General features: G+C 43.5%; 14 protein-coding genes. 5 read left to right on the top strand and 9 right to left on the bottom strand.

Annotated elements, in window-relative coordinates:
• The first annotated feature begins 663 nt into the window (after window positions 1-663).
• Both VM802_RS24275 and VM802_RS24270 read left to right on the top strand, forming a co-directional pair.
• A complete protein-coding gene (locus tag VM802_RS24275; protein WP_325535516.1) occupies window positions 664-915 on the top strand; it encodes a hypothetical protein in 252 nt (83 codons plus the stop codon).
• A 422-nt stretch (window positions 916-1,337) separates the two neighbouring features.
• Entirely contained in the window at window positions 1,338-2,768 is a 1,431-nt protein-coding gene (locus VM802_RS24270; RefSeq protein ID WP_325535514.1) for a hypothetical protein, read from the top strand.
• A gap of 468 nt (window positions 2,769-3,236) precedes the next feature.
• Here the strand turns inward: VM802_RS24270 and VM802_RS24265 are convergent, their stop codons facing one another.
• Both VM802_RS24265 and VM802_RS24260 read right to left on the bottom strand, forming a co-directional pair.
• Window positions 3,237-4,193 carry an AbiTii domain-containing protein gene (locus VM802_RS24265; RefSeq protein WP_325535512.1) on the bottom strand — a complete coding sequence of 319 codons (957 nt, stop codon included), beginning with the start codon at window positions 4,191-4,193 and terminating at the stop codon, window positions 3,237-3,239.
• Window positions 4,194-4,248: 55 nt separating this feature from the next.
• Entirely contained in the window at window positions 4,249-4,854 is a 606-nt protein-coding gene (locus VM802_RS24260; RefSeq protein ID WP_325535510.1) for a hypothetical protein, read from the bottom strand.
• Between the two features lie 561 nt (window positions 4,855-5,415).
• On the opposite strand from VM802_RS24260, the gene VM802_RS24255 reads away from it, so the two are divergent.
• Together VM802_RS24255 and purE are read left to right on the top strand one after the other, a co-directional pair.
• On the top strand, window positions 5,416-6,534 hold the full coding sequence (locus VM802_RS24255) for a 5-(carboxyamino)imidazole ribonucleotide synthase (RefSeq protein WP_325535508.1): 1,119 nt from the start codon (window positions 5,416-5,418) through the stop codon (window positions 6,532-6,534).
• Between the two features lie 5 nt (window positions 6,535-6,539).
• Window positions 6,540-7,037: a 5-(carboxyamino)imidazole ribonucleotide mutase gene (gene purE, locus VM802_RS24250; protein WP_325535506.1), complete on the top strand. Its 498-nt coding sequence runs from the start codon at window positions 6,540-6,542 to the stop codon at window positions 7,035-7,037.
• Window positions 7,038-7,186: 149 nt separating this feature from the next.
• Here the strand turns inward: purE and VM802_RS24245 are convergent, their stop codons facing one another.
• The 4 genes from VM802_RS24245 to VM802_RS24230 form a co-directional block, all read right to left on the bottom strand.
• Window positions 7,187-7,885 (bottom strand): hypothetical protein, encoded by a 699-nt coding sequence (locus VM802_RS24245; protein WP_325535504.1) that lies wholly within the window; start codon window positions 7,883-7,885, stop codon window positions 7,187-7,189.
• 126 nt (window positions 7,886-8,011) lie between these two features.
• Entirely contained in the window at window positions 8,012-9,052 is a 1,041-nt protein-coding gene (locus VM802_RS24240; RefSeq protein ID WP_325535502.1) for a hypothetical protein, read from the bottom strand.
• A gap of 32 nt (window positions 9,053-9,084) precedes the next feature.
• Window positions 9,085-10,194, bottom strand: a complete 1,110-nt coding sequence (locus tag VM802_RS24235; RefSeq protein ID WP_325535500.1) for a hypothetical protein — start codon at window positions 10,192-10,194, stop codon at window positions 9,085-9,087.
• Window positions 10,195-10,202: 8 nt separating this feature from the next.
• Window positions 10,203-10,913 (bottom strand): hypothetical protein, encoded by a 711-nt coding sequence (locus VM802_RS24230; protein ID WP_325535498.1) that lies wholly within the window; start codon window positions 10,911-10,913, stop codon window positions 10,203-10,205.
• Window positions 10,914-11,358: 445 nt separating this feature from the next.
• Here VM802_RS24230 and VM802_RS24225 point away from each other — a divergent pair, with 445 nt between their 5' ends.
• Window positions 11,359-11,952 (top strand): alpha/beta hydrolase, encoded by a 594-nt coding sequence (locus VM802_RS24225; protein ID WP_325535496.1) that lies wholly within the window; start codon window positions 11,359-11,361, stop codon window positions 11,950-11,952.
• 10 nt (window positions 11,953-11,962) lie between these two features.
• Here VM802_RS24225 and VM802_RS24220 read toward each other — a convergent pair whose 3' ends face one another.
• The 3 genes from VM802_RS24220 to VM802_RS24210 form a co-directional block, all read right to left on the bottom strand.
• Window positions 11,963-12,322 (bottom strand): SnoaL-like domain-containing protein, encoded by a 360-nt coding sequence (locus VM802_RS24220; RefSeq protein ID WP_325535494.1) that lies wholly within the window; start codon window positions 12,320-12,322, stop codon window positions 11,963-11,965.
• Between the two features lie 287 nt (window positions 12,323-12,609).
• Window positions 12,610-12,924: a nucleotidyltransferase domain-containing protein gene (locus VM802_RS24215; protein WP_325535492.1), complete on the bottom strand. Its 315-nt coding sequence runs from the start codon at window positions 12,922-12,924 to the stop codon at window positions 12,610-12,612.
• Window positions 12,925-12,934: 10 nt separating this feature from the next.
• Window positions 12,935-22,909 (bottom strand): Tc toxin subunit A-related protein, encoded by a 9,975-nt coding sequence (locus VM802_RS24210; RefSeq protein ID WP_325535490.1) that lies wholly within the window; start codon window positions 22,907-22,909, stop codon window positions 12,935-12,937.
• Window positions 22,910-22,930: the final 21 nt, after the last annotated feature.

The raw sequence follows: 22,930 nt of genomic DNA, 5'->3' as shown, positions 1-22,930 counted from the left end.
ATAAACGCAGGTGGAAAATTGAGCGATTTTTCGCATGGCTCAATAAGTTTAAGCGAGTTATTACCCGCTATGACAGATATATCGAACATTACGAATCCTTTGTTCATCTCGCTTTTGTTATGATCTTATTAAGAAGGTATTTATGAAATGAGTTCTAATTTTGTTAGTGCAAATAAAATTTGATCAAAATTTTTTCCAAGCTCTGGGAAATTTAACTCATGTGCAATCTGCTCTATTCTCACGGCACATTCATCAAATGTATTTTTCTCCAGGTTGATTCCCGGGCAATAGTTAAAATTCATCCTTTATTACTTTAAGGAGGTTATGACCAAAGATAGCCACCTTAATGCATTACCTACTTGCGCACTTTCATAACTATCATATAAATATTAATAATATGGTTAAATGATTTATTATCAATATTGAAATAGTTCATAGTGTCATTATTCGCTTGTAGCAAATGGTCGGGAAATGAAGATGCTAATTTTTTTAGTATTTTGCCTTAGAAAATGATATGAAAGGAATTAAGCTGGAACAGGCAAATGAGGGATGTTATTTCAAATATCACGGGTCCGTCATCCGAATTCAGGAGGCCCATTACCCTTTTTCCCATCTATGCGCCATTTCCCGGAACCTATTGTAATTGACCGGAATGAACTTTCCATGTTAAACTTTACTAGTGTAAGGGATTCAAAATATGGCATGTTCGAAAAATTCTCCACAACTGGTGACCGGCTTTTCGTCAAAAAAAATGAAAAAGATACCTGGAGCATTGGTATTGGTACCTATGAATCAAAAACGGTAGTTAAATACGTACATCAATTACAGCGGCTTTATTTTGGATGTTTGAAGAAATTCTTCGCCGCAGAGGCGACGAACCGGTTCCCGCGCAAAAGAATACCTATTATCTACTGATGGGAAACATGTGAGTGTTCCTGCAGGATTCAGTGAGGTTCTTGGTAGATATCATGGCACCCCCGAATTATACAGGGAACATATCGCTTATCATGGGCAGCTTTATTATGTTGTATGGGATTGCTGGTTGCTGGTCCGTAATATAGATTATGCAATCTGCGTATTTCACAGGAATCCCCTCTATTTGAATATAAAGGCAGAAAATGGGGGCTTGCTTTAGTCGGCGGCAAACAGATTAAACAGGAAGATATGTTAGCTGCGGGCAGATGGCTCCAGAATCATCTCGCGGAAAAATGCATGTAGTATAAAGTCGCGGGTTACTAAAGTATACATGCTTTGTGGTCCCGTGCATTATTTCTGAAATCTTATATTTGCTTTAGCTGGTTCTGGCATATATACCAAAATCATATAAATGTCTTAATGTGATGAATATTGATATAATTAATCCCAACGCAAAGTTTTACCGTTATCAAAATGATAACAAATTAAGATGGTTATCCAATGATGATTTTGTTATTTGGCATAGTAGGACTGAATTGAAAGACGAAAAATACCTGTTAAAACCAAATTGGCCGGAATGCTGCCCTGGTCATCGTAGCCTTCCTGATAATATTGTTAGTTACTTGTCAATGTTTCCCCATTGCTGCAAATCACATAAGACATTAGTGGATGCAGACTGGTTTACTCTGGAGAAGCTAAAAAGACTACCTGAAAAAATCCTGGAAACTGCCCGGCAGACCGAAAACCTGATTGCAAGTAAACTGGATGAATCTGATTGGTATGATCACATCACCGAATGGATTGAATATTCCATCGAAAGTTTTGGACAACTTCCTAAAGGGTTTGGAAGCCCAATTGCACTAAATGTTTATTTGAGCCATATAGAGCATATACTTAATTGCTCTTATGAAAAAATATATCAGCCTAAAATAGATAAAATACTCGCTTTTATTAACAGCTATGAATCCCATGATGGTGCAGCTGACCAGGTTGATATAATAGAATTGATTGGGAAGTATAATAAATGGCTAGAAATATTCCCCTGGCAAATCAGTTACCTTACTCACCTTAAAGCACACTTTGAAAATCAAATTCCAATTCTTTCAGGAGAAAAAAAATATAATAGGTATTCAGGGATTAGTAAAATAAGAGTCATTACCGAAGAAAGATTGGTTACCTTTCTGATGGAAAGTACCCAACATATATTAAAAGAAGTAAATGCAAAGGCCCTGGCTACTCAGGGTAACCTTTCAGATCCCGAGAAGAAATGCTTCGAAATAATTAACGCCAGGCGCGATCATGAGTTAATGCAATTGGGAGAGAACATTAATGACGAAAGGAAAAAGCTATATAAGCTGTTTAAGCAATGGTTTAGCGGCGAGCTTCGATACTTAAAAGAGATAACCCCGATACTGGAAAAACTGGCAGAAGAACCAGCTATAAAGTCTGCCGGAACTGAAAGAGATCGCAAAGATCACTATGAGATAGAAAAGCTTCATAATGAGTTTTGCCCGAGAATGCCGATTTCTGAGGCAGTTCAGCATTTCAAAATACTTACTTCCACTCCGTCCAAAAACAATGCTCCTTTTTTAACCGAAGAAGCCTTTAAATCATTTATTGCCAGGGCATTTGGAAGAATGGATATTGGTAAACAAAAAATCAATTTCGGAAGAGGGGAAACAAACCTAATTATTTCACTTTTCGCGGAGTTTTTCCAAAAGGCAAGCCGGCAATGGGAGCCTTCTGGTCAATGCAAAGACAAATATGTATCCCTATTAACGGACAACTTCCATGACTGGAAGAAAAGTAAAGTTTCTGCCAATTTTAAAGTTAGACCTGGTGCATGGCAGTAAATACTTTTTTTCTACCACAAATACCACTTTCCGATCGAAACAAGTTAGACGATTAAGTTTGCAATAAAATTAATCGCCATGACCAATAAAAAGCTAAAAATTCATATACCCGGTATTTTCCGATTTGAAGGGGAGGGGCTGACTTTTAGAGAATACCGTAGCATCATTTTCTTATTTCTGACCTTTTTTGTTTTGGTCCTAATAATAATATTGGCAATGGGTGGTCACCCTACTCTTATCTGTACCAGGCAGTACATAAAGGAATTCATTCACTTACATAAAGCCCCAGCCACTTGAACCAGCATCTATTCTACCTCATATGGCAATAGATAAATATGTTATAAAAACATAATGTCAACCTGCTGGAAGAGCTTCACTCGAAACGTTACTTTATAGATGGTAAACAGAGTTGTATTAATAAATTGTGATATATTTATTTATCTTTCTAACATGGCTTCTTTAGCCATATTATGCTTCCAGACCCAGAACTTGCTTAACTATTGTCGCAAGCAGATTGCCTGCTGCACCTAATGTTATCTTACCTGCGCCACTTAAGGCATTGGTATACATTTTAACCAGCCAACTGCTGGCCTTAGGGCCTAGACTAGCACCATCAGGTTTTTCTGTTTGAACGATCTCGCTGATCTCTTCAATATTCTGCTTATCAACACCGATATCTGCGAGTTTTTGCTTAAAAGCTGCTAGGTCTCCTTTCTGAATGGTGATGTTAACGGTATTCTGATTGTTATCACCGGTATTAATAAAGTTACCATCACCGGTATTGTGGATGTTTGTACTCATAAAATTATTAGTTATTTGATTGATCTTTTCTGGGTGTTTACTGAACTCACTAATATTGATTTCCAGTCCAATGGCCTCCTTTATTTCATATACAAAATCTAACAGGCGCATGCGGATGGTCTGAGGGACCTGTGTAACTACATTGGCATTTGCTCTTACTCGTGCGCTGATCGGAATCACTTGTCCGGAATCGGACTTATATAATTTTTCTACAGCTGGCACAATTGTGTGCAATGATTCCATCGGAAGTCCCTTATAGATAAATTGTTCCTGACTTTTTTCGGTTGCCATTTTTTCAAGTACAGCCACTCCTTCATAGAGTCGTACCTCTGTAAGCAATGACAGGGCATCTTCAGGAACCATTGACCGGGGGATTTCACGCACCTCTGTACCATCACCATAAATGCCGAATTGCAAGGTAACAAACAGTTGACCGGCTGTTTTCCTGTAATCAGGGAGAACGTCGCCTATTTGGTATCCATTGATTTCATTTTTAAGAAATGCAATAAGTTCTTCATTCTTAGTTTCCCTGGCAAAATAATACAGCTTCATTATTGACCCATGAAGGCTTTTGCCCATATCAATCAATTCTGCTAAAACCTGTTTCAATATATGTTGTTCCATTCGTATTGTTTTACCATAGATCATCCAGACGCAGTTAACATGAAGGCTTATCCTCTCAGGTATCCTGCGAAGCCCTATTGACACCTTCCTTGGAAGGACTCGCTTTATCTATGGTGATTTTAGCATCAACATGATTATCATTACCCATAGTAATAACATTGCCATCACCAAGAACCAGAATAAATTTTGCTACCGTTAAGGTATGATCCTTCATCTTTTTATACAAATACTGGATATAATAAACATAAACAATCCCGGATTTAATCCAATTATAGCAAGTGGTCTGGAATTCCTCGCCAATTTCAACACCTACACCCCATTGCATAGTTTTTCTATTTGTAATTTCCGCCTGCGCCTTTGCAGTCTCTATGATCTGCCCCACCGTTAGATTTCTCCCACTCATCAGTGCTTCAAAAACGATAGTGGCGCAAATCGAATGTTGGAATGGCCTGGCCGTTTGGAATGGTCCGATGCTAACGTCAACATTAAACAATTTATGGTTCTTAATGTTATGGTTGATTCTCTCAATTTCTTGCTGAATAAACACTTCGGTCGGTATGAACGCAGTAGCAAGTGCCTGTCGGCTACCATAGTCGTTGATAAACTTTTCAAACTCAGGATTATCTGGCCTCAATCCCGCTATGTATTGTTGATAGTTCATATGAGGCAATAATAATATTTTCACAATTTAACGATAAATCCACAATCACACCGATAAATGCCGTGATATGGCTGAAAGGCTCGCTTTCAGAGATACTGAAAAAATAACTGCTGCTGTTAATTGTTTTTACAACGCCCAAGCCTGACGAATTTTCTTTTAATTTCTTCCAATTATATGTTCACTCCCTAACATTTTGGAATTATTTGGCACAAACTATAACTTGCGTACTAATATCACTTGGGCCGCAAGTACAATCCAGTGAGTAGATCCAAAGTTCTTTATTCAAGCATTTGAAATTCAATAATTTGCGATATCAGGGCGTCGTCTAGTCGTCCCGACAAAGTAAAGAAGCCTTAGAATTCTTCTAATTGAAGCATTCTAAGGCTTCTCTCTTTTTTATATAATTCAGTAATTATGCAAACTTTCCCCTAACTTGAAAGGACTCCAGATGCTATTCCATTTTTTAACGGACAGCTGTATATCCTTATCCCTCAATACCATAAAGAATAGTATTACAATCATTTGCAATAGTTTCATACCTTTGCAACCCAATTGTAGTTTATGCTTGAAAATTTGAAAATAGGAATATTAGGGGGAGGTCAACTGGGAAGTATGCTCATCAGACATGCCATAGATTTTGGCCTCAGCATTTCCGTAATGGATAAAGACCCTAATGCCCCTTGTGCACGTTATACTTCTTTCTTCACCTGTGGCGATCCTACTTCTTATGACGCAGTTATGGCATTCGGTAAAAACCTGGATGTTATTACGATAGAAATGGAAGCCGTGAATATCGACGCTTTACGCGAACTCGAACTGCAGGGTAAACAGGTTTTCCCGTCTCCCGATACTATTAAAACAATTCAGGATAAATATACCCAGAAACAATTCCTCCTGTCGCACAATATACCAGTTGTGCCCGGGGTAGCTATTGAAGGCAAAAGTGATCTTTATAAGATCGGAAATAAATTGCCGGGCTGTCTTAAGAAACGCCGCAATGGCTACGATGGATACGGTGTAATGGTGTTGAAAACAACTGCCGATATTGAAACGGCTTTCGATGAACCAAGTGTATTGGAAGAGTTGGTGGATATCAAACACGAAATCGCTGTTATCGTAGCAAGAAATGAGCAAGGTGCTGTAAAATGCTATGATCCTGTTAAAATGATATTCTCAGGAGAGAAGTTCGTACTTGAGTTCCAGGAAGCGCCGGCAACAATAGAGGAGGGAATGCAAAAAGAAGCAATCGCCCTCGCTGAAAAAATAGCAGATGCACTCCAGCTGGTGGGTATTCTTGCTGTAGAAATGTTTATTACAAAGGAGAATAAGTTGCTGGTGAATGAACTAGCCCCAAGACCACATAACAGCGGTCACCATACGATAGAAGCCAGTACTACCTCACAATACGAGCAACTGCTCCGCGCCATTTTAGGGTTGCCGCTTGGCGACACCGCACTTCGTTTCCCGTCTTTAATGATGAATATTCTTGAAACTGCTGCGCTGAGTTCGAACAGACTGGAAAAATTCCAGCGCCTGTTAGAAATACCTGGAGCACATCTTCACTGGTATGGCAAAAAAGGTAGCAGACTAGGCAGGAAAGTGGGTCATATTACCCTCACAGACAGCACAATGGAAAACGTTGTAGCAAAAGCTGAAACTATTCGGAAAATTTTAAATTAAAAAATATGAAACAGGTAGAAGTAGGCATTATTATGGGCAGTAGTTCAGATGCGCCTATTATGAGCCAGGCGATCGAGGTTTTAAAGAGATTCGATATAGGCTTCGAGTTTAATGTAGTATCAGCACATCGCAGCCCGCAGAGGATGTTTGAATATGCTGCCGCTGCTGAAGAACGTGGCCTGAAAATCATCATCGCCGGCGCCGGTGGTGCTGCACATCTTCCGGGTATGGTGGCAGCTATTACCACTTTGCCTGTAGTTGGTGTACCTATTAAATCATCTAACTCTCTTGATGGCTGGGATTCACTTTTATCAATTGTTCAGATGCCTGGCGATGTTCCTGTAGCTACTGTAGGGGTGAACGGTGCACGTAATGCAGGTTTACTGGCAGTACAGATACTGGCTACCCATAACCCGGCGCTCAGAGAAAAACTGGCTGCATTGAAAAAGGAGAATTATGAAAAGGTGCTTAAGCAAGATGAAACCTTAGATCAATTCAAATAAACGGCAGGTTCAGACCTGCTTATATAACACCGGCTTTTACCGGATTACAATATCAGGGAGTCTTATTATCGTCCCGCCGGAAACTAAAAAGGCCTTCAAATCCTATGGGTTGAAGGCCTTTTTAGTTCGAAGTATTCCGGATTTTGTGTTCAGCAGATCATCAACAACCGGGGCTGTCCGGGTTTTTCCTTTGGTGCACGGTGAAGACAAGGAAGAACCCGGCTTTCAGGATGATCAACTGCCAGCCTCCATAGATGCCCAAGACCTAAGCTGATTGGACGCGCATCAGGCTTAGCCTGATAGTGCAGATCAAAGAAGTTTTCACTTAAGAACGATTCAAAGCCTTCCTCCCCTCCCTGGTATAGCTTTCTGAGATGGTCGCGTATGGCCGGAATAAGTACCTTCTTCTCGCCTTGTGAATTTGGTAATATGTCACTGGACTCACCATAGTAAGTGCATAAAAAAGTATCAACGGGTACCGGAGAGCGATCTACGTGAAAAGAATAAACATCAGTTGGAAAAAACGGATAGGTATTATCCCGGTCGTAGTGGCTGATCACATTCAGAACTGGCGAGGCCCCATGAGCTTTCAACATCTTCAGGTCATTTAAAAGAATATCACGGGCCTGTTGCCCCTGTTCACTTAACTGAAGTGCACGAAGCTCCTCCTCTTCAACTTCTGTTATATTTCCGCTTAACTCCACTTTTCTAACAACCTCAGAAAAATCACCTGTTAGCTGGCGGCTCCAGCAAATCGCATTAATTTCCCCGCTAAACGGCGTAGAAACAAGGTCTTCAAAATTCGTAACACAGTGAATGTGCCTCTCTGCATCAGATAAATCCATCATAATAGTTATTAATCCCTACATGCAAAATTACAGTATCAGGGAGTCGCATTGTCATCCGACAGAAAAGAAAAAGGGGGATCTCTCAATACAAGAGACGCCCCCTTTTTCTTTTTTTATCTTCGGGAACTATTTAACATTATTCAACGACAGCAGATAACCAATCGTGAAGTTTGCATCCCAGTCGAACACAAAGGTATCGCACTTGGTTACATCTTTGATAGCTTTGTAGATGTTCACACCAGCTTTCACTTTCGCCTTATCAGATTTATACTCTTCAGGTCCGTTCAGCACTGTGAAACGCTCTTCGCCATCGCGAATCTGGTTAGCCATTTCAAAAGGTACACCACCGATAATGAAGCAGATTTCGCGTTTAGCGGCAGGGATCTTCTCTGCCAGCGCTTTAATAGCAGCATATACAGCATCGTCCTTCATGTCTTTCTCGTAGTATTTGGCGCCAGGGCCTTCCAGAGACTTGATGGAACCATTCTCCATCCAGGAGATTTTGGTGTTACCGGACCCGATATCCACAACAAAAGAGTTATCGTAATAAGCCGGAGGCAGCACGGATTTCAACGCATACTTACCTTCCAGTTCAGGTGTTACAAGGTTAGCCAGGTAACCCATCTTTTTCAGCTCAGCAGCGATGACAGCTGTTTTCGGCTCTTTCTGTGCGCCGGAGCTGATCACGAAATGTACGTTGCGGGATTTCACACCTTTATCGAACATTGCGCCAATGTAGTCTTTCAGACCCTTACGGATATCTTCTGTGGTAGCCATTCCTTCGTAAACGAACGACTTACCGAAATCTTTACTTACAATTTCCCAGTGCTGATCTTTATCGATTTTCACCACAAAGGAGTTGAAGCCGGAAGCGCCTACTTCCACCACGCCTTTTATTTCAGGGTTCACCGGTTTTTCAGGAACATAGTTGAAAGTGCGGTGGTTGCTGCTGCTCTTCGCACTGCTGCTGCCTTTCTCTTTCGGCGCTGCTGCTGAAGAGGATGAAGGCTCAGGCAGGGTCGACTCCTTATTTTCTGCGGATTTGGTTGCTTTCCCATCCAGTATGCCACTTTCTGATGCGAAGTAACCTATAACAATGATAGGTATTGCAATGATCAGGGCTTTGATTGGCCAGCGAAGCCTGCCCCAGGTTGAATTTTCAGCCATATTTGTATTTGCTTTTGGGTTGTGTTTTCTGATTAGTCAAGAATAGAGAAACCTTTGTCAATTTTTTCTTCCGGCTTCAGTTCGTGGTAGGAATCAGCGACCTGGCTCACGTTGAGCATTTTCAGGTTGCGGTCGTCCACTTTTTTGATGAAGTCTTCCAGTTCGGCCTGCGACGGTGTACCGCCTACGGTAATATTGTTATTCTGATCCAGGAAATCAAGGTTGGATCTGATAGAGGCAATATTCTGGCTGATAGCCCCGGTAGCGGCGGCCATTGCTTCCTGGAATACCCAGCCATCTTTGATGTTGAACACCTCAGCCAGCCCTTCGGTGGCGTTCTTCATTTTCTGGGTGGCCTCCAGTTTCTTGGCGATGATAGAGATACTGCTGTCCAAAGTGCTAACGTATATCCGTGCAGCGCTTTCGTTGTCTTTCAGTACTTCCAGCACTTTAGCAAACTGGTTGGCGTATTGCGCATAGCTTCTGGCGTTCTGCTCTTCAGCTTCACCTTCTTTACCCAACAGGAAAGCCTTGGTACGGGTTTCCTTAGCATCTCTGGCAAGGGCGTTGGCTTTCTCCGAATTGTTGTTCGCAGCCTCTGCCCTGCTCTTTTCTTCGAGGGTACCGGCTTCCTGTGTGAAACGTTTAGCCAGTGAATATTTTTCTTCTGCAGTTTTCTGGGATGATTCGCCGCTCTGAATCATGTCTATCCGCACACCATCCACATTGGCGATTTTTTCCTTTACCCGTTTGAGGGTATCGCGTGCATCCCGGGAGAGCAGCTGGAGCGACTCCACCGGATTATTGCGGATGATAGCTTTTTCACTTTTGAAAAGCAGGATGGTTCCCAACCTGTGCAGTACCGAAATAATTTTCGGAGCCAGCAGCAACAGTACGATCAGTACGATACTGAAAATTACCAGCAAAATGCTTTTGGCAGCATATTCCAGCATCACAGGCAGGTATTTGAAGAACGCCACAGCGCCCCCAATCACAAGTGCCCAGAAAATAATACTGGAAATGGTCTTTTTTGCTTCAGGAGTTTTGAGTTGGGCAGGCAAATTATCGCCCAACACCTGGAAGATGGGGAGCTGATTTTTCAACTCTGCAGGAATGATTACCTGCTGCTGTTGTTGTACCATAGGGAGAATTAAATTATGTTGCTTTCAATGAGGTCAAGGGCCTTTTGAATATCTCTTATCACTTCGGCCACGGCAGCGTTACCAAGAACAATCTTACTGTCTATATCGCGCAGCTGTGGTTCATATTTACTGTTGATCTCTCTCAGATTCTTCTGTTTGATTTCAAGTTGCTGGCTCAGTTCATTCAATTTCCGTTCCAAATCTTGTATATCCGTTGCCAACGTCTCTTTTTCTTTTATCTGCTGCTGCTCTACCAACTGTTTCTGCTGCTGTTTACGGGAAACGTCTGCCGCGATAGTACGTTGCAGCTCTTCTGCATAACGTTTACCCGTAGCCGTTAGTTTATCTTTTGTCAGCGATTTGTCTGCATATTTCAGAGAAGTGAAAGCCGCTTTCAGGGAATTGGCGTCCACTACGCCCATTTCTGCGGCGGCATTCCATACCTCGAAAAAGTCGATACCAGGTTCGTTCAACTTCTCAAGTATCTCCAGTACCTTGATTTTCATCTGTTTCACATCAGAAACCGGCGCTTCTGTCACCGGCAGGGGCGGCGGAGTGTCCGGTAACGGTGGCGGGGTAACAGCCTGGCGTTGCGGTGGCGCTGGAGCCGGTGGTGGGGTCGCATGCGCAGCTGCTGCTGCCTCAGATTCATCCTCAAAGATCAGCCTTTTAAGGCTCCTCAAAATGCCAGATGATGGCTTGTCTTTCTCCTCATTCATGAATACAGTAATTATAGGACCACTAAAATAGCAAATTTATCCGGCCAGATAATGAAGACTATGTTAATATACACGATAATTTTACTACTTGTGACTACCCTATAAAATCAAATTGCAGACCAAATGCTAAAATACCTGGGCAGCCCAAACAGAGCAAATACCCAAAATCGCCGGAATATTCAATGCTCCTATGCGAACTAAATCCTAAAATTGATCACCAAACACTGGCGATTGGTACTTTTTTTGATAATATCGCACCTGTTAATAATGTCTATCCAGACAAGAAGTGAGGAAACTTATGATGAAAAGTGTGAAAGTGATCTTTTCCGTTTTATTGATATTAAGCAGCTTCCCGGGCCATTCTCAAGCCCCTGCGGACACAGCTAAAGCAGAACAAAAAACAATCTATTTTTTTAGTGGTATCGGAGCTGATTCCAGTGTATTCATGAACCTGAAATTGCCGGGGTACCGCAAAGTATACGTTTCCTGGATTCCCGCTTTAACAGGCGAGTCCCTAACGCAGTATGCAGGAAGGATAAAGAGCCAGATCACCGTCAAAAATCCATACATAATCGGCCTTTCCTTTGGAGGCATCGTAGCGGTGGAAGTATCCAAACAAATAGATGTAGAAAAAATGGTGTTGATCTCCTCCGTCAGAACAAAAGATGAGCTAAACAAGATGCAATTTTTCTTCATGAAACTGGGGCTATACCGGATCATTCCCAGCTCATTACTGAGACGCGCTAACTTTCTCACCTACAGCTATTTTGGCGCCCGCTCTCTACCCGACAAGAAAGCACTGAAAAAATTGCTACAGGCCACAGATGTCTCCTTCTTTCGCTGGGCATTGAAAAGTATTGCTTACTGGGATAATAAAGTAGCGCCACAGAAAACAATCCAGATACATGGTACCGCCGACAGAGTGATCGCCAGCAGGCTGGTGCATCCTGATTATCGCATCAAGGGCGGTGGACACCTCATGGTTTTCAACAAAGCAGATACGATAAGCAAAATCATCATGAACTACTTTGGTAATTGATATATCTCCCCTACATAAAAAACTGCTCAGAAATAATTTTACCATCCTTCACATGATACACACATAACTCTGTCATGATGCTACGGTCCTGACCTTTTACTTTGATGTCCATCGTCAGCACAAAAGAAAACACATTGCCCGCAATCAATGGCCTTGAAACAGCAGTCCCATACCGCGATTCCACCATCGAGCTGAACTTCTTATCCTTCTCTATCAATGCTGGCAGTCCCTTAGTCTCCCTGTCGAAACCAGGAACGTCGAAAGGCTCTATGCTGACAGCTTCGTCTGCATATAATTCCTGCTGTGCTTTACTAAATTCTTCTCTCCGGCAATATTCAGCCAGGCGCGTCGCAATCTGTTCTACCGTCATGATGATATGATTAATTTATAAATGGCACCATTTGCATCTCGTAAATATAGCACGTCTGATGAGAGAATACAACAGAGAAATGAGAAGATACCTAAAAAGAAAAAGCCCCCGAGGAACACCACGAAAGCTCAATCAAATTAAAATCAAAGTTCTTTTTGTGTTATGACTTCATGTGACTCTACGTCTATTTCTATTCCATACCAAAACTTTAAGTAACTCCGATAATTAAATATACGATTTATATCGTTGACAGTAAAATTTTTTCGTCACTTTTTTTTCATTTATTTCTACTGCACTAACCGGTACAATACGCGCCCCTCCTTCATAACAGCGTTTATGAAAGAAGTAGGTTCTGATACAGCTGTACGCACTTCATCAGGAGTACGTATCAATATATCTACCTTAACCGACAAGCCCGCAGCATAAGCCCTTATTTGTTTAACAAGCCGGTTTCTGTCGTCCACGGGAACCGCAACAACCAGCAGATCAATATCACTATTGCTGTTATAGGTACCACGGTTTACCGATCCAAATAACATAACAGACTCCGGTTGTACCAGATGTACAATATAAGCCACTATGCTGGCCACTGTTCTTTCCATATCGTATTATTCAGCTTCCCAGTTGTAACAGGATAAACAAATCATCAATTTTATCATCAGGCAGCGACTTGTAGTCTATCGCGGTAGCCAGCTTAACCTTCAATTTTACCTCCCCTAATGCTGCCGGCGATCCTGCCGATACATTACGCGTCAGGTGTTGTATGTTATTATAATTAGGATCTGCTCCAACAACCAGATCGGTTACATACGCCGTACTGGTCAGCTTAATATCCGTACGGAACTCACCACTGTCACTCGTTTCCACAAACATATCCAGCTGCTTCATTTTAAGCGTATTCAACTTAGACCGGATAAAGAATGGGAAATGTTCCGGACGCAGTGTAATAACCAATTCCTGGTCTGCTCCATTCACGGGATGCAACATCTTATACCACTCTGTCGGGAACTCATGTTTCAAACTGAACAGTTTGGCGACTGCATTAGGCAATACAGCGGCCAAATTAGCGGAGGCTGCTTGTGTTAATCCTCCTCCCCCGCTTCTTGCTGTATAGCTAATATGTAGTATCACGTCTGCAATGGAGCCAAAGTCAAAATAGTTGTTCTCCCGCGGCAGGTCTATCTTCCAGTCACTCACCGCGCCGGCACACTCAAAAGGCAGGTAGCGCTCATCATTAAAATTCAACTCAAATAAACCGTTATCATTTTGTGCATGACTGGTAGCAATGGATGATATAGCTCCATACTGCACCTTAAAGCGGGGGTCATCTTCGCCCACTTTATCATACCCACCGGTAGGATCTATGCGCGTTTCACTTTTCAGTAAACTCAACGTACAGTTAACGCCTGTATATGGCCCCACAACACAGGGGATGGAAATACTGACGTTCTTGATACGCCGCATATAATGGCCCGGATAATCCATATCGTATATCCATTCCGGTATCGAGATAGTGCACTTGCCCGTTTCCTTCAGCGTGATCAGCGCCATAGGCGCCATCTGTGCAAGTGAAATATGTTTTACAATCTCCAGCTCACGCTTGTTCTGATCAAGATAGGCAGCTTCCAGTCTGCGCAGGTCGTTCATTAACTTATCACCGCTCAGCAAGCCCTTCTTAAGGCTGTCCCAATAACCAAACTGTATAAAGTTAGAAACAGATGTACCCAACTCAAGCTGGTAACACTTCTCAGCCTTCTTCGCCATGTCAAAGGCCAGTTGATAACTCTGGAAGTAAACAGTGGAAATCTGTGTAATCATCCAGTTATACAGTTGCTGGTTGGTGTACTTATTGCGCATGTAATCATCCATTGTCTTTGCATTGTCTATCTGCAACTCCTGGTTTTCGAGTTCCTTTTCTGCAATGCTCTGGCGTATCTGCGCAGCATTTATCTGAAACTGGATCTGGTCTATTTCAATAGTGGCCAGGGTAGCCTGATTCTTGTTTTCTGCGTCACGCCGCGTATATGCTCCCTGAGATTCCAGCAAACTTCCTGTGCTATGCAATATAGAGCTGGCACTCTTCAGCACTTCCGCAACTTTGGAAGCAGCATTGCCAAAGTTGGTACCACCGAACTTCAGTTTAGCGGTAGGGCTACCACCCACGCCGGTCCCTCCTGCATCAATATCCGGCACCATGCTGATACCGGCGCCGAATATATTCACGATAGTACTCGCTATTTCGCTGGCGATACCTATTACATGTACCACCGCGCCTGCTGTTTCCCAATCATTCATGCGGGGCACCCCTTCATAATAGGTTTTCTTTTGCTGTGCCAGCGCTTGTGTCTTTTGTAAACTGCCAATAGTTTCTACCTGTTCATCTATCTGCTTCTTACGCACTTCCTTCACCGCCTCCAGTAACTGGATCTCCTGTTGTGAACGCATCAGCGCCAACCCTTCTATGTCTTTTTTCTCCAATGCACTCAGTAATTTCTCTCCTAAAAATTTCACCTCATTGCAGAAGTCGATGGCTTTCTGAACCACCACCCGGAAACGGTAATGTGGTGCAGGCGCACTCACATCATTCAACACGCTGCTCAGGTCAATACCCGCAGCAGCGGCCTTCACCAGCAATGCAGGATCTATCGGCGGTTCGAACAAAGGCAACTGCCGCACGATCCCCTCAATATTCATACAGTGATGAATCTTGAATAAACGATCCTGTACGGTATCCCAGTAAGTGAGTAACTTGTCGTTATTAGGAATACAGAAGTAGAATGTCTCCAGCTGTGGTACAGGCTCTCCACCATTTGTATCCGCCACCACATTAATAGGCAACAAGGTATTTTCTATTATCACATCCACCTGCGCATTACCAAATTCATCCAGCTTCTGCTCCAGCTCATTAAAACTCATATCATCATGCTTCACATTAGGCGCCTTCTGAGGACGCTCTCCCAGTATTTCCCACGCCAGCATATACAACAATGTAGCCTCATTGATCGATTCAATAGTGTCGCGCATAAACAACTGGTCACCCCAGGAAATCAGATTATCCAGGTACTTCATGACCACCGTTTTCTGATAGGCAACAGGTCTGTAACGGGCTATCAGATGCGGCTTGAAAGGATTATTACGCCAGGCTTTCAACTGGGCCTGGTTTTCAGCGAGGTTAATATTGGTTAGTATATTCTCTATACGTTGCTTCCGGTAATCATCTGTATTGAACTCAAAAAATGGTTTAGTTACCCAATAACGCTGCGGTGTCGGCAGATTTTCAATATTGGTAGGATCAAAGATATAATGGAACCAGCGCATGGCGTCTTCAAATTGTTGATTCTGCGACAAACGGCATGCAATCATCAACGGAGCATGGAAAAACAACTCCCAGTTATAAATAGAATAAGCACCGCCAAATGAAAAATCAACAACATCCGTTTTAGCAGCAGCATCAACTATCACATTACTGCCAGGCACGTAATGATTAAAGTTAAAGGTGTTAGCCGGTGGGAAGGTCTGTGGCTGCGTCTGCACCTTCCGTTTCAACAGGCCGTCAATACCGCTCCTGTTCAATTCACGTATAAACAGGGTCGTATATGGATGATAAAATGGCTGGAAACGATACTTGCGTACACTACTTATCACCTGACCGTAATTATTCAGAATAGCTTCCCATTCAGGTTTGATAAAAAATGCGCGCTGGCTATCCTGGTAAAACACGGGATGATCCGTAGCCAGTGTATTCAGTTGCAGGTCCTGCTGGGCAATTACCATCTCAAAACTTCCGGTAGTAGTACTGGGAGATCCATTACTAGCCGCATTCTTCAGCAAAGTAACAGTAGCGTTACTTTCCAGTATACGCAACTGATTAGGATTAATGGCGTCATGTATGTTATTCGTCAACCGGGTATTATTAAAGTGCATACCGTTGGGAAGACGCAAACGCGGACCATACTCAAACTGTGGCTGTAACTCCTTGATAGCGCGGCCATCCTCGCCAAAATTTTGGTTCACATATACATAAGAGTCATATGGCAACCACTGATCAATCGTGTAGTTACCACCGCCCGGCAACGGAAATTCAAAATGGAAATGCCCGCCCAAACCCTTCAGTTTGACTTCCTTCACTTCTCCGTTAAATACAAATGAGGAGGAATGCCATGGTAAAAATGTCTCGTTAAACGGATTCCCCGTCACCTTCACATATTTGTCCTGGAACGGATCATAGAACCAGCCATCGTTGAACTCCTGGGTGGTCGACAAATAAATATCCAGGTACAGTTCATTGTATTTGGCAAGATAATAGGGCTTGAGATTGTAAGCAAAGTGAGGTCGCTGCCAGGGGTGAATCAGTTTCTGCTTCGACAACTTCTTTGTACTCCATCCGCCTGTTTTCTTAATAGCCCATCCCAGTTGTATTTCCAGCACCATAGGCGGCGCAGGCGCATCCGTAGGACCATTCGTTACCTTGGCCGCAGGAACTTTATGCATTTTAATAGGCTTCTCTGCAAACACCAGCCAGAACAAATGTAACTTACGGTTATATACCACAGGTATCACCTGGTCACTCTGTATATCAGCCTCTATTTTTTCCCATGCCGTCCAGGTGGCATAATTCATATCATAACTGCGGTAATAGTAGACATGGGGCAATGTCTTCGTACGGCCAATAACATGAACGATATTCCTTTCATAGCCCGCCTCCGATACGTCCAGATCCTCCATCTCATGATATTCACCGCACACCTCCAGATGAGATACATCATCTACCTTATGCAGGTAGCTCAGCATGGCCGCCTCCACATTGTCACTATTGACCTCATTCTGCATCAATTCGTTTTCCAGCTCCTCGAAGAAGGGGGATTTATCATCGCGCAGCTCAGGCTCAATCCAGTTCTCAGGATAAAAGAACACCTTTCTGTTAGCTTCCCATATACGGTAATTCTTCATCCACTTCCACTGCGACCACGCATTAGGTGACGATGTATCTTCCTTTTCATCCTGTGTCACCTGCACATACCTGTTCTCCAGGTTCAGAAAACAACGCTGCACAAATAACTGTACCGAACTGATAGCCTGCTTAATACGCGATGTAAGCTGGCAGGAACACATCTCAACATCTATCAGAAAATATTTGAACAACGACTTCACATCCTTCCAGTACAGCGGATTAGGAATAGTCTTCCCGTTAAACAACACTGTATCCGACTGCGTGCGCTGTGAATATTCAAGCAAATAATCCACCAGCGCCTGCCGCTTCTTTTCACGTATATCGTCGTATAAAGGCGTTATTTTACTTAACCAGTCATCCTGCTCGTACTTAGACTTAACCGCATTACGCGTTTGCAATGTAACAGCTGCATCCAGCAACAGATCAGCGTTAATAACAGCCCAGGCAAACATGGTAGCGGCATCTACACCGGTCAGCCTCATCTGAGCCCAACATCTTCTGAGCCTGGCATACAGGTTCGCGTCAGTATAATCAAGATGCCCCACCGCATGCTGTAAATGGAAAGCGGCATCGAAAGTCTCAAGGTCTGTCTTGGATGTCTGCGTAAGCTTTACAATCTCCTTTTGAATATCCGTTTTCGTGGCAGCAGCATTCCTGGCAAGGTCAAGTATGCTCCTGATAGAGGCTGTCTCCGGTTCAGGATAAGCTGCTGCAAAGTCCAGGAATAGATACAAATTAAGCCAACCGGTATAACCGTTCGGAGTAACCACCGGAGCTACGGGTAATGCTGAAAAATTGAGCGCTTTAACCGCCGCCTGCTGCTGAATAAACCATTCCAGGTTAGGCGTCTCCATCTTCATACGCACAACCACCAGCGCTACTTTATGCAGCAACACATACGCCCGGAACTGTGCAGGAAAATTTGCTGCAGTAATATCAAGATAGTTATCATTGCCATCCTTAGTCAACAGGTTGGGATCTTCCAGCACCTGTAGCAAAGTATCAGTCGCCGGCGCCAGGTGCAGACTGTTCAGCAAAATACTGGCTTGCTCATCGGTCAGTCCAAAACTTGCTGCTACCTGCGATTTCACCTGATTATTATTCTGATTCAGCAGATCAGTCAGGTTTTGCTGCAACTGCTTAATGGTGGCTATTAACTTCGCCTTGCTGGCATTGGTAATATTAACAGTATCAAATTTGATAATGAAAGTCGCCTCCTCAACTGAAAAACCAGCCAATACAAATCCTGCATTGGCGTTATTCAAAATAGTCTGCAACGGCGTAAGAGCCGTAATAAGCTGAGGATTGGTCATGGGCGATAACCCGTCTGCATCAAAAGCTAATATGGCAGCACGGTCCGCAGGACTCAGACTGAGCTGATCAATCTTCTCTTTGTTATTCGCCAGTATTTTCCGCAATACATCGATCAGCTGCACCAGGGATTCATTACGCAACCCGATGGGAGAATCAGGGCTGTAATTCAGCACATAATCCAATTCCAGTAACGTGATCCCTGACCGTTGGATATATTCATAATTCTTAATCACATCCAGTGTAGCCTGTACACTGCTGAAAGGATCAGTTGTATTGGTGATCCCGAGCAACAACAACAAATCCTTTACACTTCGTTTCAATCCTTTCGCGAGATAAATGTACCGCAGTAATACCGATAAAGAGGATAACGACAAATGACCATCTGTTTTACCCGCCAGCACATCGAAGTCGGTCTGCTGCATGGCCAGCGCGGATAATATAGTGGGCACAGGAGTGTAACCAACGGCTAATCCCAACGGCACTGTTTCATCAACCAGGTGTTGACGGTCGGCAGCGTTGAGTGCAAACTTAACATCTACCGGCTGCGTGATCACCGGGTTCTGAAATAACTGATCGTATAATGAAGGGATGATGACATCAGGATTATCCGGTTGTATACGTTGCGCGGTATTTATGTTTCCATATAAAGCCAGCAATACTTCCAGTGGCAGCTTTAATTTATCTCCCAGCTGCTTAAATGCACGCAGATTCACCAGGGTTGCACCATTTATACTGCTTGCGCCTATTTTGCCATTTTGCAACAACAGATCCAGTTCCCACATTTTCCAACCAGTCCGGCGCCATAAACGTATAAAACGATGCATGAGATCAAACTTCTGCAAAGTCAGATGAGTGATCTGTTGCTGCGCCGTATCACAGGTATCCACAGGACGTTCTATCACACTTTTATTATTGACGGGATCATTCACAGACTTCACCAGTAAAAGCTCCAGTACTTCATAATAACTCAGCTTGCTGCGCTGCATAAAAGCAGATACAGGTACCGTAGTTTGAGTGGTATCAAAACCCCAGTATTTATCCTGATCTGGCTGCGTGGCTCTTGCGGTAATAATCAGGTCCTTTTCATGCGTGCAGATACCAAAATAAGCGGCTGCAATCGCCTCATCAGTTGGAACCTTATTGGCAGGATTGGATATATCCTGGAAAGCTTCCATCAGTTCAGGCCGCGGCACGCGGAGATAATTCAGGTAGGTACTGGTTTCCTCTTGCCAGAGATTCAGTACGCCGGTCATCGGGTAATCCGCTGATGCCAGCGTACTATAAGCATCGCTGCGAAGATGCTCTGGCATAGCCCTCAGCTCCTTATCTGAGAGGGTGGTCTGATAGCTGAAATTAATTTGTGCCGGCGCTATATTGTTTTCAAGGATTTCACATACAAGGTCAATGTAAGGCAATGGCGTATTTGTGTTCTCACAGTTCAACTTTACATTACCAAGATCTGGCCGGCGCTTAAACAACACTTCTTTCACACTTAATGTCTTGGGACCTTCTTTCACCAAAGACAAATGTGTATTTAAATACCGCAGCAGATCTGTGAAGTAAGCCGCCGGACCATACAATGATTTACAGTGCTCACAATCGCAATAATCGAGAGATCCGAATAAGGTTTCCAGATCCGGTATATCTCCCAGTATCGTTTTTAATTCTTCTTTCGTATAGAGTTGCGGTATAATAACCTGCGGCGTACCGATATTTATTTCCGGTCTGAAATCAATGAACCGGGCCAGTACCTGGAAGTACTGCATCTTGGCTATTTCGTATACCCGTTGTGCTGCCTTAATCTCTACTCCCTTGTCCGTTAAGGTCTTTACAATCTGATCCTTCCCTGCAAAATAGATCTGCCGTGAGCTATGCAGTTTCTCACTCAGCAATGCATTGCCCGCTTTTATATTGGTGGTTATCTTATTTACACGTTGTATTACCTTCAACTCTTCGAGGGTCTTTGGGGCCAGATCAATCTTATTGTCCAGCACATATTTATCGAGGTTATCACGACGCAGGTTCAGCGTCGTATTGGCATCTATAAAAGCAGCTATATCCGGCAGCGTTTGCAGATTATTATCCCCGGAACGTTGCGCGGACGCAACAAGGGCCACTGCCGGGAAAATTGTTTCGGTGCGTTGTTGTAAGGCAGCTGCATAGTTGGCCACCTTTTCATCGGCGGTATTACCCGGCATATTATCAGGCACCTTCTTCCCGTTCTGATTAATCAGATTCACTAACCCCGTATAATCCAGCTTGGCAACATCACCGATAGCCTTAAACTGCTTTCCGGCGCCTATATTGCTTTTTAAGAACTGTACGGTGGGCGCATGATTTTTCGCAATATTGCCTGCCTGTACAGTCGTAGCAAAATCTGCAATAGCATTTGCGCCGATAGTCCCCTCCTGCTTTTTCAGCTCTTCCCAGAAATCATCATTAATACCCCTGGAATCAATAAACTGACTGACTACTGTTGCATAATGCTGCTGATCTATTGCTGACTCGTCCAGCAAACCCTTTAGATTACCATTACCTATTAATATCGGCTTGTTCAGTGTGAAGACATTTCGTTGGGTTGTAAAGGCCTGTGTGATAGCAGCCCTGTTTATCTTCACCGCCTGCGATACCAGGTTTTGCGAAAGGGCATTATCGATGGCCTGTTGTTGCAGTTCATCACTCAGGAATACAATGCCGTTGGCGGCGCTTTCCGTAAGCTGGCCAATCGTTTCCCAATCACTTGTCCCTCTCAGCAAATCCCCCGGCAGATCTGCCGGCAGGTTTTGACGTATAAAGGCATAAAATACTTCCGGCGTCAAGGGATTGGGCATATTTACCAATGCTGCAACACAATGCGACAGGATCTGTCGCATAACGTCATCCGTACTCAGACCCGTCTGTATGCTTAACTGTGTCACCTGTTTATTGACAGGCGTTTCCACCAGGTTCTCAATCTTTATACCTCCTGCTGCCTTTTGCAACGTATTACGCAATACCGTGAAATCAGAATCTCCCAAATAAGTACTGCCATCCTTCGTAAAGTTAACCCAGTGTATACGGTTAACATTATAGTGTATTTGCGAGCTAAGCAGCTTATCATTGGCAGGATTACTATCAACCGGCTGGTATAATTTAACAGCCAGGTGAAAAGTTTCTTTAGGTTTTAATGTGCCCGGATCTTTCGGCGGATCATAGGTAATATCAAAAAATCCATTCAGCATATTCTTCTTCGTCATCAGCGGCTGAGCACTCTCACCGGTGAGCAGCTTTTCATACACCCTGATAACCATGTTGGGTATGCGATCCCAATTCTCATTGCGTACAGAACCGCGCACCCGGTATTTGTGTTGTGCCGCATCCGGGTTTATTTTCAAAATATCCTGGTTCAGCAGCTTTAACGTAATGCCATCAGCATGCCCCGTTTCCTTTAATCCCTTTGATTTCTGAAAAGCCAATACAGCATTGTAGGTGGTTTTACCGAATTGCTGCGTCTTGAATTCCTTTTCATCTACCTGATACCCCAAATGTGAAAGCGCCTCATGCAATGGCCCCATTTTAGGCGATGTTTTATTAAGACGGAACACTCCCTTGACAGTACGCAATGTAGCTGCGGCCGGCGCTTTCAGGAGGGCCTGTTTTACGCCGCGACTGGCAGTTACACTTTCCAGTTTATTGATGGTAGCCAGGTCTATCTGCCCGGTTACCGGCAGTTTATATTTGGTCTGAAATTGCCTGATCGCCGATATGGTACTTTCACCGATAACCTTCTCCTGCAACTCCTTTTCATCAATCTTATACCCTAGCTTCCCAACCTTACCTCCCCACAACAATTTATATTGCAGGTTACCAATCTGCGTTTTGGTACTGAACGTAGCCCTCACAGCATCCTCCTGCAACCGGTTAAAGGTTGCTTCCGTAATAATACCATCAGCCGGTAGCCCATGCTTGGCCTGAAAAGCAGCGATAGCTTTCTTTGTAGTGTCGCCAACCTTCCGCGTATTCTTTTCATCATTTGCAACCGGTAGCCCAACTTTACCCAGCAACACCTGCAATTTTTCAGTGCGCGTCTTACTATCCACATAAAACGTGTTATGAAGCGCAGTATTCAATACCTGTAGTGTATGATCATTCAACTGCCCCGTGGGCGTAATCCTGTGCTGCTCCTGCAATGCCTTTATGGCTTCCACGGAAGTCGTTCCCAGTGTCTTGGATTGTAATTCCCCAGCAGCAACCGGTAACTTCAGCTTTTGCAAAGCGAGATGTAAATTACCGATGTCGTTTTTGCTAAGGTTGGTAACGGTGGTAATGTTAAGCTTGTTCATTGATAAATATTTGAGGTTAGC

Source organism: Chitinophaga sp. (genome assembly GCF_035538455.1).
GTDB lineage: Bacteria > Bacteroidota > Bacteroidia > Chitinophagales > Chitinophagaceae > Chitinophaga.
Note: the sequence above shows the minus strand (reverse complement) of the source record. Positions and strands in the feature narration are given on the sequence as shown.

Bases quoted from the DNA above. Each gene is read 5' to 3' on its own strand.
- VM802_RS24275 (WP_325535516.1), top strand. From the start codon at position 664: ATGTTAAACTTTACTAGTGTAAGGGATTCAAAATATGGCATGTTCGAA.
- VM802_RS24265 (WP_325535512.1), bottom strand. From the start codon at position 4,193: ATGGAACAACATATATTGAAACAGGTTTTAGCAGAATTGATTGATATG.
- VM802_RS24260 (WP_325535510.1), bottom strand. From the start codon at position 4,854: ATGAACTATCAACAATACATAGCGGGATTGAGGCCAGATAATCCTGAG.
- VM802_RS24255 (WP_325535508.1), top strand. From the start codon at position 5,416: ATGCTTGAAAATTTGAAAATAGGAATATTAGGGGGAGGTCAACTGGGA.
- purE (WP_325535506.1), top strand. From the start codon at position 6,540: ATGAAACAGGTAGAAGTAGGCATTATTATGGGCAGTAGTTCAGATGCG.
- VM802_RS24245 (WP_325535504.1), bottom strand. From the start codon at position 7,885: ATGATGGATTTATCTGATGCAGAGAGGCACATTCACTGTGTTACGAAT.
- VM802_RS24240 (WP_325535502.1), bottom strand. From the start codon at position 9,052: ATGGCTGAAAATTCAACCTGGGGCAGGCTTCGCTGGCCAATCAAAGCC.
- VM802_RS24235 (WP_325535500.1), bottom strand. From the start codon at position 10,194: ATGGTACAACAACAGCAGCAGGTAATCATTCCTGCAGAGTTGAAAAAT.
- VM802_RS24230 (WP_325535498.1), bottom strand. From the start codon at position 10,913: ATGAATGAGGAGAAAGACAAGCCATCATCTGGCATTTTGAGGAGCCTT.
- VM802_RS24225 (WP_325535496.1), top strand. From the start codon at position 11,359: ATGAACCTGAAATTGCCGGGGTACCGCAAAGTATACGTTTCCTGGATT.
- VM802_RS24220 (WP_325535494.1), bottom strand. From the start codon at position 12,322: ATGACGGTAGAACAGATTGCGACGCGCCTGGCTGAATATTGCCGGAGA.
- VM802_RS24215 (WP_325535492.1), bottom strand. From the start codon at position 12,924: ATGGAAAGAACAGTGGCCAGCATAGTGGCTTATATTGTACATCTGGTA.
- VM802_RS24210 (WP_325535490.1), bottom strand. From the start codon at position 22,909: ATGAACAAGCTTAACATTACCACCGTTACCAACCTTAGCAAAAACGAC.